11 protein-coding genes are annotated in these 13,270 nt (G+C 62.3%); 2 read left to right on the top strand and 9 right to left on the bottom strand.

Features of this window, described 5'->3' with window-relative positions; all coding sequences use genetic code 11:
• Nucleotides 1-34: 34 nt before the first annotated feature.
• Complete coding sequence (locus HJG53_RS12700; protein ID WP_171131126.1) at nucleotides 35-481, top strand: DUF305 domain-containing protein; 447 nt, start codon at nucleotides 35-37, stop codon at nucleotides 479-481.
• Nucleotides 482-829: 348 nt separating this feature from the next.
• Here the strand turns inward: HJG53_RS12700 and HJG53_RS12695 are convergent, their stop codons facing one another.
• From HJG53_RS12695 to HJG53_RS12670, 6 genes are all read right to left on the bottom strand, one after another.
• Entirely contained in the window at nucleotides 830-3,214 is a 2,385-nt protein-coding gene (locus HJG53_RS12695; RefSeq protein WP_368039577.1) for a heavy metal translocating P-type ATPase, read from the bottom strand.
• A gap of 362 nt (nucleotides 3,215-3,576) precedes the next feature.
• Nucleotides 3,577-4,536, bottom strand: coding sequence for a ribose-phosphate pyrophosphokinase (locus HJG53_RS12690; protein WP_171131124.1), 960 nt, complete (start codon nucleotides 4,534-4,536; stop codon nucleotides 3,577-3,579).
• The gene (locus HJG53_RS12685) at nucleotides 4,533-6,062 is read right to left on the bottom strand and encodes a thymidine phosphorylase family protein (protein WP_171131122.1); all 1,530 of its coding nucleotides are present in this window, start codon (nucleotides 6,060-6,062) and stop codon (nucleotides 4,533-4,535) included. Before HJG53_RS12685 ends, HJG53_RS12690 begins: the two co-directional genes overlap by 4 nt.
• Before the next feature lie 236 nt (nucleotides 6,063-6,298).
• Complete coding sequence (locus tag HJG53_RS12680) at nucleotides 6,299-6,589, bottom strand: hypothetical protein (RefSeq protein ID WP_171131120.1); 291 nt, start codon at nucleotides 6,587-6,589, stop codon at nucleotides 6,299-6,301.
• A gap of 146 nt (nucleotides 6,590-6,735) precedes the next feature.
• Nucleotides 6,736-7,869 carry an MFS transporter gene (locus HJG53_RS12675; protein ID WP_217352816.1) on the bottom strand — a complete coding sequence of 378 codons (1,134 nt, stop codon included), beginning with the start codon at nucleotides 7,867-7,869 and terminating at the stop codon, nucleotides 6,736-6,738.
• Between the two features lie 253 nt (nucleotides 7,870-8,122).
• Nucleotides 8,123-9,517 carry an MBL fold metallo-hydrolase RNA specificity domain-containing protein gene (locus tag HJG53_RS12670; protein ID WP_171131117.1) on the bottom strand — a complete coding sequence of 465 codons (1,395 nt, stop codon included), beginning with the start codon at nucleotides 9,515-9,517 and terminating at the stop codon, nucleotides 8,123-8,125.
• A gap of 183 nt (nucleotides 9,518-9,700) precedes the next feature.
• On the opposite strand from HJG53_RS12670, the gene HJG53_RS12665 reads away from it, so the two are divergent.
• A complete protein-coding gene (locus tag HJG53_RS12665; RefSeq protein ID WP_171131115.1) occupies nucleotides 9,701-9,922 on the top strand; it encodes a hypothetical protein in 222 nt (73 codons plus the stop codon).
• Nucleotides 9,923-9,971: 49 nt separating this feature from the next.
• Here HJG53_RS12665 and adhP read toward each other — a convergent pair whose 3' ends face one another.
• From adhP to HJG53_RS12650, 3 genes are all read right to left on the bottom strand, one after another.
• Nucleotides 9,972-10,997 carry an alcohol dehydrogenase AdhP gene (gene adhP / locus HJG53_RS12660; protein ID WP_171131113.1) on the bottom strand — a complete coding sequence of 342 codons (1,026 nt, stop codon included), beginning with the start codon at nucleotides 10,995-10,997 and terminating at the stop codon, nucleotides 9,972-9,974.
• 24 nt (nucleotides 10,998-11,021) lie between these two features.
• On the bottom strand, nucleotides 11,022-12,542 hold the full coding sequence (locus tag HJG53_RS12655) for an aldehyde dehydrogenase family protein (protein ID WP_171131111.1): 1,521 nt from the start codon (nucleotides 12,540-12,542) through the stop codon (nucleotides 11,022-11,024).
• Between the two features lie 146 nt (nucleotides 12,543-12,688).
• Nucleotides 12,689-13,030, bottom strand: coding sequence for a hypothetical protein (locus HJG53_RS12650; RefSeq protein WP_171131109.1), 342 nt, complete (start codon nucleotides 13,028-13,030; stop codon nucleotides 12,689-12,691).
• Nucleotides 13,031-13,270 lie beyond the last annotated feature (240 nt).

The raw sequence follows: 13,270 nt of genomic DNA, 5'->3' as shown, positions 1-13,270 counted from the left end.
GGTGATCGGGCCGGGGCGTCAAGGGAGATAGTTGATGATGAAGAATGCCTATGCAAGCCTGGCTGTACAGACGGTCGTGAGCGGCATCGTCATGTACCTCGTCATGTTCGTCATGATCGATAGTCTCGGCAGCTTCTACAATAATCTCAACATGTTCTACATGACGCTAATGATGGTCGCGCCGATGGTTCTGCTGATGGTGCTGGCAATGCGTCACATGTTCCCGTCCAGAGCCATCAACAATGCTCTGATCGCTGCATCGTTGGTCGTCTTCGTCGGCTCTTTCGCACTGATCCGCACCCAGACTACGATCGGGGATCGCGCCTTTCTACGCTCGATGATTCCACATCATTCCGGCGCGATCCTGATGTGCAGCAAGGCATCGATCAGTGACCCGGAAGTCAAGGCACTCTGTGGCGAGATCATCCGCTCACAGCGGGACGAAATCAACCAGATGAAGGCAATCCTGGCGCGGAAATAGCCCCACCCAACAGCCGAGACCCAGGTGCAGGGATGGCTCCGAAAAGCGCGAAAAAGCGTATGGAGGACGGTGCATTCCCCCTATTCCGAGCCTTGCCCCATCCCCAAGGCGCGGAAGCCCGTCACCGATGCGCGCCGCGACCCATGGCTGTCGCCGCCAGGCCGAAAAGTCCCGCGGCATGTGCTGATGCCTTCCACCGTCAGAGCCCCTGCCAATGACCTCTCGCCCGGGGCCCTCTCGCCTGCTGCGTGTCTCCGCCGGCCCGAACGTGGTCGCGTGATCAGTGCTCTGGCTGCCGGTTCGAAGATCAGAGCCGCGCGGCGTCGGCCTCTATAGCGCTTCCGCTCCTCAGAGCTTCACCGCGTTCAATCGCAGCGAATTGCCGATGACCGCAACCGAGCTGAAGGCCATTGCCGCGCCGGCGATGATCGGGCTGAGGAGGAGCCCGAACACCGGATAGAACACGCCCGCCGCGATCGGCACGCCGGCGGCATTGAACACGAACGAGAAGAAGAGATTCTCGCGAATGTTGCGCATGACGGCGCGGCTCAGATGGCGTGCGCGCACAATGCCGGCCAGATCGCCCCGGACCAGCGTGACCGCGGCGCTTTCCATCGCGACGTCCGTGCCCGTGCCCATCGCGATCCCCACATCGGCGGCGGCAAGGGCCGGAGCATCGTTGATGCCGTCGCCCGCCATTCCAACGCGACGCCCCTTTGCCCGGAGCTCCTGCACGACCAGCTGCTTCTTCTCGGGAAGAACATCGGCGATAACTTCGTCGATCCCGCCGATCAGCTTCGCAACGGCGTCGGCAGTTCGCCGGTTATCCCCGGTCAGCATGACCACATGGACGCCGTCCCTGCGCAGAGCGGCGATCGCTTTCGCCGCGCTTTCCTTGATCGGGTCCGCCACGGCAATGAACCCCGCAAGCTCTCCGTCGATCGCCACGAACATGACGCCCTGGCCATCGGCCCGCCGCTGGTCCGCCTTGCCGGCCAGGGACGAAAAATCGACGCCCATCTCATCCATCAGCGCCTTGTTGCCCAGCGCCACTGCTCGACCATCGATCGTCCCCGACACCCCTTTTCCGGTATGCGAGGCAAAGTCTGCACTGTCCGGCAGGTCGAGCCCGCGCTCTTCGGCGCCACCCACGATCGCTTCGGCCAGCGGGTGCTCGCTCCCCTTCTCCAGCGCGGCGGCAAGCCGCAGCACCTCTTCTTCGACCAGGCCTTTCGCGGTCACGACCGCGACAAGCTTCGGCTTGCCGACTGTAAGCGTCCCGGTCTTGTCGACCACGAGCGTGTCGATCTTCTCCATCAGCTCCAAGGCTTCCGCGTTCTTCACCAGCACGCCTGCCGTCGCTCCCCTGCCAGTGCCGACCATGATCGACATGGGCGTCGCAAGGCCGAGCGCACACGGGCAGGCGATGATGAGCACGGCCACCGCGTTCACCAGAGCGAAGCTCATCGCGGGCTCGGGGCCCCAGATCGACCAAACCACAAAGGCGAGGATCGCAACCAGCACGACGCCGGGCACGAACCAGGCCGAAACCTTGTCGGCCATGCTCTGAATCGGCGCGCGCGAGCGCTGGGCCTCGGCCACCATCCGCACGATCTGCGACAACATCGTGTCCTGGCCGACCCGCTCCGCACGAATGAGCAGGCCGCCCGTGCCGTTGACGGTTGCCCCGGTCACATCGTCGCCGGACGTCTTCTCCACCGGCACCGGCTCGCCGCTGATCATCGACTCATCGACCGAGGAGCGACCCTCAAGGACAACGCCGTCGACCGGAACTTTCTCGCCCGGGCGGACACGGAGTGTGTCGCCGATCTGGACGTGCTCGAGCGGAATATCCTCCTCCCGGCCATCGCTCCTGACCACACGGGCCGTCTTCGGCGCGAGCCCGAGCAGGGCGCGTATAGCCTTGCCTGTGGCCGAGCGGGCGCGCAGCTCTAGCACCTGGCCGAGCAAGACTAATGTGACGATGACGGCGGCAGCCTCGAAATAGACAGGCACTTGCCCGCCCATCGTCCGGAACGATGCGGGAAACAGATTCGGCGCAATCGTCGCGACCAGGCTGTAGGCATAGGCCACCCCGACGCCGAGACTGATCAGCGTGAACATGTTGAGGTTGCGGTTCTTGAGCGAGGCCCATCCGCGCTCGAAGAACGGCCATCCGCCCCACAGCACGACTGGAGTGGCCAATACCAGCTGGATAAGGACCGAGGCGCGCATCGGCAGCGGATGCCAGTCGAAAAGCTCGCCGCCCATGGCCAAGGCGACCAGCGGGATCGACAGCACGGCACCGATCCAGAACCTTCGCGTCATATCGATCAGTTCGGGATTGGGGCCTTCCTCCAGCGTCGGATCCGCCGGCTCGAGCGCCATCCCGCAGATCGGACAACTGCCCGGCCCGGGACGCCGAATCTGCGGGTGCATCGGGCAGGTCCAGACGGTCCCCTGCGCCGGCTCGGCCAATGCCCCCAGCGCCGGCGTCGAGACCGCCGGATCAGCTTCGGCGGGGTTCAGGTAGCGATCCGGATCGGCGGCGAATTTCGAGAGACAAGCCTCGCTGCAAAAGTGATAGGCGGTGCCACCGATTTCGAAGCGATGCGGGGTGGTGGCCGCGTCGACCGTCATGCCGCACACGGGGTCTTTGACGGCACCGGCCAACTCCCCTTCCGTATGGCCGGGGTGATGGGCCTGCGCCCCTTGGATTTGGGAATGGTCCACCGATACCGTCCTTCTTCAGTGACTTGCGCAAGGCGCGATCCCAGGGGGTCGATGCCTGGAGCCGATTATAAGCACACGAACGCTGGATAAGCGCTCCCATGTTCCCGCGTCTGCTCATCAACCGCCAGGACAGGCCTCGACGTGCAATCGCCGGCGCATCGAATCCAGCGCCGCGAGCGGGCCGCCAATACCGAAATAGTGCGGAAGCTTAGGATGTGTGGGCGACGATCGGGCACGAAGTCCATCGCAAGTTCGATCAGGGAGTGGATGGCAGCTTGCCATCCGGAGGTGACCAGCGCCGCCCGATCGATCGAAGCTGGCCTATGGTGGGCATTGATCGAAGATCGCACGACGCGTGGTCCTCAGCTCTGCGAGCGCTGTTTGCCCTGCCGCAACTCCGGCGTGACCCCGATAAGCTCGGATGGGCCCCGCGCCTCCCCCACGAACTGTGCGACCGCATCGGCCAGGGGTCGCGAAACGTCTATGGTGTTGCTTGGATGGGTGATCGTGTTTGTGCTGATTATACGTGCCGAGCCCGCTGATTGGAGGGCCTGATAGGCATCGCCGGCGAAGAGGGCATGCACAGCAATGCAGATGGGTGGCCGCCACCCCGCGTGGCGCACCAGACGCGCTGCCTCTATCATCGTGCGGCCGCTCGACACGATGTCGTCGACAATGACGGGCGTCGCGCCGGAATTCTGCTGTAGTGGCGCACCGTCTATGCTCACATCATAGTCGCCGCGGCGGGTCTTGCGCAGTACCGTAGACCGGGCGCCGGCGAGACTTGCGATGTGCTCAACCCATTGTGCGCTTTCCTCGTCAGGACCAATCAGGATCGGATTATCCACCTCGCGCCTGACCCAATCGGCGACAGGCTGGGCAGCCGACGCGACTGCGCTCGGAATCGTGTAGATGGCGGCAAGGCTTGCATGACGATGAAGATGCGGGTCGACGGTCACCAGCCAGTCGAACGCTCTGGATAGCAGGGCTGCGTAGCTGACGGAGGTCACGGCTTCGCCGGGGTTGAACGCGCGGTCCTGTCGCATATAGCCGAGATAGGGTGCTACGAGCCCGACACTTCGAGCTCCCTGCTCGCGCGCAGCCGCAGCTAAAAGGAGGAGCGGCAATGTCTTCGCGTCGGGCCGGTCGAGCGGGCTGAAGAAGGCCACGTCGCGTCCGGCAACAGCGGTCATGAGCCGCAAATAGCTCTCTTGGTCGGGAAACGGCCGCTGAATCAGCTCGCCCAATTCCAAGGCGCACGCCTGGGCAAGGCGCTCAGCGAGGCCGCTGCTGGAGCCCATCGAAAAGAGAAGGGGACTCATAGCCGCGCCACCGAAAGCATATCCGAACTTGCGTCCGCAAAGGTGCGCGCATAGGCGATTTCGCCTTCCGTTTCCCCGTGTATCGTGAAAAGCGGCTGGTCGCGCACGACGCGTTGCCCGAGCTTCACGTGCAGATCGAGCCCGGCCGCCTTAGCCTGCGGGGCACCTGCCAGCTTGGCGACCTTGGCCATTAGCCGATTGTCGAGGTTCCTCACCTCACCGTCGTGCGAGGCGTGCACGACTTGAGTATAGCCTGCTGTTTGGGGCTCCCGAAAACCACCCTGGGCGGTGCAAATCGCCATGAACTTGGCCAGCGCGCGCCCATCGGCCAACAAGGCGGAGGCCCTTTCCTCTCCCCCTCCGATCGATGCAGCCCCGCCCATCTCCAGCAGCGCGCCGGCGAGTGTTACCGCGCGGCTGCGGAGGTCTTGTGGGGCCCACACTTCGTTCCGAAGAACTGCCAGCACGTCGCGCCCCTCGAGCGAGGGACCAATGCCATTGCCCACGGGTTGGCTGCCGTCTGTGAGAATTGGTTTGACGATAAGGCCGAATTCGCGGGCAACTGCCGACAAATTTGAGCTCAACCGGGTGCCCTCCTGCAGGCTGCGAACCTTGGCCGTGGGCCCGAACGGAAGGTCGAGCAGGACATGCGTGGAGCCCGCAGCAAGCTTCTTAGAAAGTACCGAAGCAATCAGCTGCGCTTCTGCGTCGACATCAATGGCCCGTTCCACGCGAATGATGATATCATCAGCGGGGCTGAGACGAACGCTGCCGCCCCAGACGAGACAGCCGCCTTCCCGCTCCACCACCGACCGCATCGCGCCAAGGTCCAGCTCGACAGGGGCCATCGTCTCCATTGTATCGGCTGTGCCGGCGGGGGAAGTGATCGCGCGCGAGGAAGTCTTGGGGATCATTAGCCCTGCGGCCGCGACGATCGCCACAACGATTGGGGTCGTCCGATTGGCTGGCAAACCGCCAACGCAATGCTTATCCAACACCAGCTGCGACGGCCAAGCCAGCTGTTCTCCGGCCTCGAGCATTGCCCGCGTGAGCGCCGTGGCTTCGTGTACGCTGAACGGTTGCGCGGCGAACGCTGAGATGAACGTCGCCAATTCGACATCGGAATAGCGCTCCTCGACCACATCGCCGATGATTGTACGCAGTTGATCCAGGCTGAGGCAGTGGCCGTAGAGCTTTGAGCGAACCGCACCGAGCGAGCTGAGAGGTTGCGGGTGATGCACCGCGATCATGGCGCCCTCTGAAATGCCCAGCGAGCGCCAGGCCGCTTCTGACAGGCCGGCCTCGTTCGGGGCCACAATATCGCTCGTTACCTGATACAGAGTGGCCAGTGCCGACCTGTCGCCGGCGCGCAGCTCAACGCGAGAGCGAGCGGAGAACCCCTCTGACCGACAAACCGGGCAATCGCGGTGCATCAGCACGAGCGCCTCGTGCTGACTCTCGATGCCGAGGCGGCGAGCCTTGAGGCGCCGGTCGTTGGCGACGCGGCCCAGCGCGGTGGCGCTCATGCCGGCCCCGCCTGATATTCTTGCGCAGGTACGGATTTTGTCCACGACAATTCGTCGATGATCAATCGGCGACGCGACACAGAGGCCACGGCTTCGCCCTTGAGGGGCGAATGTGGTTCGCTACCGCGCCGAAGGCGGCCCGGCGAGTCAAGTAGGTGGTCCCGGTCTTTGCCGCCGGACATCGCATCAAGACTCACCACATGCGCTCGACTTGGCACGAGATCGGCGACCCATTCTTAGGCACGATCCAGGCTGCCAAATGCGTTGTAGACGATGCTGATCAGGAAGCCCGTCACCGCGCCGAATGCGAGCGACCAGCAGAGCCCTTCAATCAACGCTAGCGCCGTCGACGGGTCAGCATTTGTGAACAGCTCAAGATATCTGTGGGTCCCCCCAAACCCCGGGATGAGGCTTCCCAGCCAGCAGAGGATGAAAAAGAGCGGGGCCACGGTGGCGCCCGTTGCAGTCACTCGCACGACGCCGAGCCGATCGGACCGGTTGACGTCTTCAGCTAGTATTGAGGCCATATCGAATCTCCTCTCCCTCCGAACCTAGCCGTTTCGGCGCTAAAAACGACTAAGTAATGTTCCTAGTGGGGAAAGAGCTGGCCGCCTTTCTGATCTTGGATTGATTTCGATCAACTTTTCGCGTTGTCGCGGGGTATCCTGTCACACTAAGACTGCGCTTGTGCGCGGCTTTCCGCAGTGCTCATAAGTGTGAGCGGCAAGGAGACGGCGGCAAGAAGCAACAGCATGACCCCTTTGCCCGAGACACCCAGTCCGGCAATGGCAAGCGGCGCAATCGTCTGGCCAAGGCTCGTCGCCGACTGGTTCACGCCGAGCCAGAAGCCGATCCTGCGGCGATCGATGCGCGACGCCAGGTAGCTGGTCACCAGCCTGAGAGCCGCAGCGGTCGCACCAGCCGCAAAGACAGATAGCGATAGCGGAAGGGTCGTCCTGACATAGGCTGCCGCGGCAAGCGAGCTCAAAAACACCATGAGCGTAGGCAGGATCAGACTGTGGGCATTTCGGGACAGGCGCTTACCCCTGGAATAGGCAAGCTGAGCCGCGAGCATGCCAGCCCCGCAAGCGCTCAGTGTCCATGATACGATTTGACGCGTGAGCCCTCCGGGCTGTTCAGAGAGCAGAAGCAGGACGTGCAAGGTCGCCAGTCCCGCTCCGCCGACCAGGGCGACCGCGAACAAAAGGATCAGGCTCCCTGTTCTTGCAGACATGGGGCCTTCAACGGCCTGAGGCTGCAGCCGGAAAGCAATCGGGAACGCAACTTTGCCGATCCCGATCAGTATCGGCACCGTCAGGATGGCAGCGATCGCGAGCGGGGAGCTGGCGCCGAGCAGCCGTGAACTCTCGCCGAGAACTGGCCCCGCGAGATCGCCGGCGAACATCGATGCTGTCAACCAGGCGAACCGGCGCGCGCGCTCGACGCAATCGCGCGCCGCCCGAGCCGTCACGGCGAACGCGATCGTCGTAACGCCGGCAAAGAAGATGCCCAAAGCAAAGCGAACGAAATAGAGACCGCTCAGCCCTCCATTTCCGAACAGCAAGGCCGTCAGGCCAAAGGCGCCCACGCTGGTCATCAGCAACCGCCGTTCGCCAGCCTTGTCTGAAAGCCACCCCCATAACGGAGCCGTCAGAAGGGCCGCAGCCGGAAATGCGGCCGTTAGCCCCGCGACATGGTCCACATGTCCAGCAGTCCCCGCGCCGGGCGCCGAGCGCGCCGCGAACTCAGGCAGGAACGGCATGGCAGCTGTGTGAGCTGACGTGACCAGTGCAACCGCCAGCAACATCAGAGCGAAGGTGGCGTGTTCGCGGACACGAGAGCCCGCTGGAGCCGGCGAAGGAGATACGGTCATTTAGCAGGCTGCCCGAGTGCAGCTCGCCTCAGATTCCAAACCGTTGATCAATGACTATAACCTCGAATTCTGCAGCAGCCTCTGACGCAAGCCAACTCAGCCCTTCCATCCACCTGGCCTGCCGGTCCTCAAGCGCGCGTGACAGCGGTTATTGCGCAGGGCTGCATCAGACCGTCTTGTCGCGCGCTCATTCCGCAGCTGTCTGAACTCGCGGAATGTTTTGGTCCAGCAGCACTTCTTCGAACATGTTCAGGACGTGCGATCGCCACCCAAGCTGCTGTTCGATACGCGATGCGAAGGCGGCAGAGGCGGCGGGCTCCCCGTGAACCACAAACACTCGCTTCGGCGGTTCCGGCAAGGCGCTCAGCCAACTCGTCAGATCGGCAGCATCACCATGAGCGGACAGGGCCGGCAAATCCACGACCTCCGCACGTATCGGCACCCAGTCGCCATGGATTTTCAACTCTCGTGCGCCGTCCAGCAGCAGCCGGCCGCGCGTGCCCGCGGCCTGAAACCCTGAAAGAAGAATTGTGTTTCTGGAGCTTCCGCCGAAGGCTTTCAGGTGGTGCAGCACACGGCCTCCCGTCGCCATGCCGCTCGCGGAGATGATGACCTTCGGATATCGGGCTGCCGTCAGCTCCTTCGAGGCTTCGACATCCCGGACATAAGTGGCGACCCCGCACGATGCGCGGCAGCTCTGCTCGTCCAGCCTGTGATCCTCCGGATGCTTGCACATGATGTTGGTCGCGTTGGTCGCCATCGGGCTATCGACGTAGATCGGCACCAGCCCCAGTCGCCCCGCTTCCTTCAGCCGCCACAGGCAATAGAGGAGCGACTGCGCGCGTCCGACCGCAAATGCCGGAATGACCACCGTCCCGCCGCGCTTGACAGTTCGCTCGATCACATCGCCAAGCGCTTGAAGCGGGTCGGTGGCGTCGTGGATGCGATCGCCGTAAGTGCTCTCGATCACAACATAATCGGCAGTGCGAGGCGCCTCGGGCGGCTTCATGACCAGGTCATTGTAGCGACCGAGATCTCCAGAGAAGAGCACTGAGCCGTCAGCCCACTCGAGCCTCGCGGACGCCGCGCCAATGATATGGCCCGCACCATAGAAGCTCAACCGTGCGCCGCCCGGCAGCGAAACCGGCACATGCAGCGGCACTTCCTCGAACAAGCCGAATGTTTCTTCGACATCCTTCGTGTCGTACAAAGGGAGCGCAGGCTTGTGCGCGCTGTAGCCGTGCCGGTTTGCGAACTCGGCGTCCTTTTCCTGCAGATGCGCACTGTCGAGCAGGATCAGCTTCGCTAAATCGACCGTACCCGAGGTAGCGTAGATCGCGCCGCGAAACCCCTCTTTGACCAGGCGTGGAAGATAACCCGAGTGGTCGAGGTGCGCGTGCGTCAGAATCACTGCATCGATCGTTTGCACGGGCACTCCCAAGGGCGCCCAGTTGCGCTCGCGCAGATCCTTGAAGCCTTGGAACAGCCCGCAATCTACGAGGATGCGAGTGTCCCCGATCTGGAGAAGATGCCTTGAACCGGTCACTGTCCCGGCACCACCGAGGCTCATCAATGTTGGCATGTTCTCCTCCCTCGTCGCGGCGTCCGGCCGCACTGTTCGACCAAATAGCACCATGAAGCCTTACGCAATCGTCCGCATGCCGCTCAGCAGCCGTGTTGACGCGAGCGGCGCGACTAGGCAAAGTCCGACAAACAGAACATCAACTCTCGCAGAGTGGACACATGAACCGAAAGGAAGTGTGTCATGCGTGGATTGACTATTTGCCTTGCCTCCGCCGCCTCGTTGCTGGCCGGGTGCGCGACGTCGAACAATGCGGAAACTGTCGCACGCGAGCGCGCCGAATGTCAGCGGATGGAGCAGGACATGGGGCTAGGAAGCGCTCATGATCATTCACAACAGAGAGGCATGGGACCTAATTCCATGAATGTTTCTCACGAGCGCTGCATGCAATTATTGAAGCAGTAGAGAAAGGAAACGGGCCGACGCGCCCGAGGGCGGTCGGCTCATCTTCGGCTCACTCGATTTCCAGAACGATCCTGCCCTCAATTTTACCGCGACGCATGCGTGCCAAGACGTCGTTGACATTCTCGAGTGCGTCCGTTGCGATCGTTGCTTGAACTTTGCCTTCACCGGCGAACGCAAGCGCTTCCTGCAGGTCAAGTCTTGTTCCGACGATGGATCCACGGACGGTTATGCCGTTCAGGACAGTGTCAAAGATTGAAAGCGGGAAATCGCCTGGCGGCAATCCGTTCAAGGCGACCGTGCCACCCCGCCGGACCAGCCCGAGCGCCTGGCTGAACGCCTTGGGCGAAACGGCAGTCACCAGGATGCCGTTGGCGCCGCCGATTTCCTTCTTGAACACGGAAATCGGATCCTGGTGGTTCGCATTGACGGTCAGCGTGGCACCAAGCCGCCGGGCGAGTTCGAGTTTTTCATCGTCGATATCCACCGCAGCAACATTCAGCCCCATCGCCTTTGCATACTGGACGGCCATATGGCCAAGGCCGCCAATACCGGAGATACCAACCCAATCGCCCGGCTTCGCCTCGGTCATCTTGAGACCCTTGTACACAGTCACGCCAGCGCAAAGGATCGGTGCGACATCCGCAAACCCGACATTCTGCGGGAGATGACCGACATAGTTCGGATCGGCCAGGACATATTCGGCGAAACTGCCGTTGACCGAATAGCCGGTATTCTGCTGAGTCTCGCAGAGTGTCTCCCAGCCGCCGAGGCAGTGCACGCAATGGCCGCAGGCACTGTAGAGCCAGGGCACTCCAACCCGATCGCCTTCCTTCACATGCGTCACGCCGCTTCCCACGGCAACGACATGACCAGCCCCCTCATGGCCCGGAATGAAGGGCGGGTTCGGCTTGATCGGCCAGTCGCCCTCAGCCGCGTGCAGGTCGGTGTGGCACACGCCGGCAGCCGCGATCTTGACGAGAATTTGGCCCGGCCCAACGTTCGGAACCGGCACCTCCTCGATCGCGAGCGGCTCGCCGAATGCGCGCACGACAGCCGCCTTCATCATTTGTTGCATGACTCTTCTCCCTCGGCGCAGCTGTCAGAACAGGCCCATGGCCGCTTCGTCGTAGGAAACGAGCAGGTTCTTGGTCTGCTGGTAGTGATCCAGCATCATCCTGTGGTTCTCGCGTCCGAAGCCTGACGCCTTATACCCGCCAAAGGCAGCATGCGCCGGATACACGTGATAGCAGTTCGTCCATACACGACCGGCCTGGATCGAACGGCCGACCCGATAAGCGTTGTTGCCATTACGCGACCAGACGCCGCCGCCCAGCCCATAGGGCGAATCGTTCGCGATCGCGATCGCCTCGTCGACGGTCTTGAATGACGTGACCGACAGCACCGGCCCGAAAATCTCTTCCTGGAAGATGCGCATCCGGTTGTCACCGGCGAACACCGTCGGCTGGACGAAATAGCCAGCGTCGAGCTCGCCTCCGGGAAACGCCCTGTTGCCGCCGATCAGGCAACGCGCGCCCTCGCTCCGGCCGATGTCGATATAGCCCAAAATCTTGCGAAGCTGACCCTCCGATGCCTGTGGCCCGATTTGGATCGCGGGATCGAGGGGGTCGCCCTGACGGATCGCCGCTACACGGGCAAGCGCACGCTCCATGAAGCGGTCATAGATGGATTCATGAACCAGGGCTCGTGACGGGCAAGTGCAGACCTCGCCCTTGTTGAATGCGAACAAGGCGAAGCCCTCAAGGGCCTTGTCGAGGAAGCGATCATCCTCGTCCATCACATCGGCCAGAAAAATATTGGCGGACTTGCCGCCAAGTTCCATCGTCTGGGGGATCAGGTGCTCGGATGCGGAATGCATGATCTGTCGGCCAGTCGTGGTCTCGCCAGTGAACGAGACCTTTGCGATCCGAGGATTGGCGGCAATCGCCTGCCCGACCGTGTTGCCGGGTCCGGTGACGACATTCAGAACGCCGGGCGGCAAAATGTCAGCGGTCAGCTCCGCTAACAGCATAAGCGTCAGCGGCGTCTGCGAGGCCGGCTTGATCACCGTGCAATTCCCTGCTGCCAGGGCCGGTGCGATCTTCCAAGCCGCCATCAGCAGAGGAAAATTCCAGGGAATGATCTGGCCGACGACCCCGAGCGGCTCGCGGAAGTGATATCCGATCGTCTTCTCGTCGATGGTGGAGATCGAGCCTTCTTCGGCGCGCACACAACCGGCGAAATAGCGGAAATGATCGATGGCGAGCGGAATGTCCGCGGCGCGGGTTTCCCGAATCGGCTTGCCGTTGTCGATCGTCTCGGCAAGCGCAAACAGCTCGAGATCGTCCTCGATTCGGTCAGCGATGCGATTGAGAAGCCGCGCCCGCTCGGCTGGAGAAATGCGCCCCCATCCGGTTGTGGCCCGATGAGCCGCGTCCAGCGCCAGTTCGACATCTTCCGGCCCGGACTTTGCAAACTCGGTGATGGCCTGACCGTTGATCGGGCTGCGATCGGTAAAAAAAGCGCCCGCCAGAGGGGCTACCGAGCGGCCGCCGATAAAGTTGTCGTAGCGCTCACGAAACAGCGCCGTCGCTCTCACCGTGCTGATGGCCTTTTCGAACATGATCGACCTCCCTGGTGGCAACCCAATCCTGGATCGCACCGGCACATTCACCAGCGATGTTCGTGTGTCGGCGGCCGGAATGGCACCCAAAGCTGGATCGGCCTGGCACCGTGACTGGCAACAGGCCGACCCCGCTTCTCCCGATGCTACATCTGGTGTTCCATCGGCATCGGCTTGTCGGCCGGCTTGTCCTTGTCGGTCATGCCCTTCATGCCCTTGCCTTTGCAGCCGGCCTTGTCGCCACAGCCCATCTTCATGCCAGACTTTTTGGACATGCTCTGCATGCCCATTTCATGATCGTGCATCATCTTGTCATGCATTTGCTGACCCCCATGCTGCATCCCCTTCTGATGAGCATGGGGTGCGCCAGATTTCGCCGGCGCAGCAGTGGCTTGCGGCGGCACCATCTTCGTGTCGTCGGCAAAGGCCGGACTCGCACTCGCGAAGACGAATCCCAGAGCGGCAATGGTCAGAGAAAAGGCGCGCATATCAAGTCTCCCAGAAATACCGAAACAGCTTTGCTTCTGTCCTGCTCGGAGCTTTTATCGCGACCATCTGTGCTCGTCATATCCGGTCTTGTACGTAGCGTTTGCCGCAAATTCTCTTCGCCAATCCTCCACGGTGCCCGACTTGATCAATGTTAATAAAGAGACTGACCCAGCCTAGATTGGTCTCAATAGCTCATTTTGGCCATTCCCTCGCAGCTGGTCGCACACTCGCGACATGTC

The organism is Sphingomonas sp. ID1715 (genome assembly GCF_013044515.1).
In the GTDB taxonomy this organism is placed as follows: domain Bacteria; phylum Pseudomonadota; class Alphaproteobacteria; order Sphingomonadales; family Sphingomonadaceae; genus Sphingomonas_B.
Note: the sequence above shows the minus strand (reverse complement) of the source record. Positions and strands in the feature narration are given on the sequence as shown.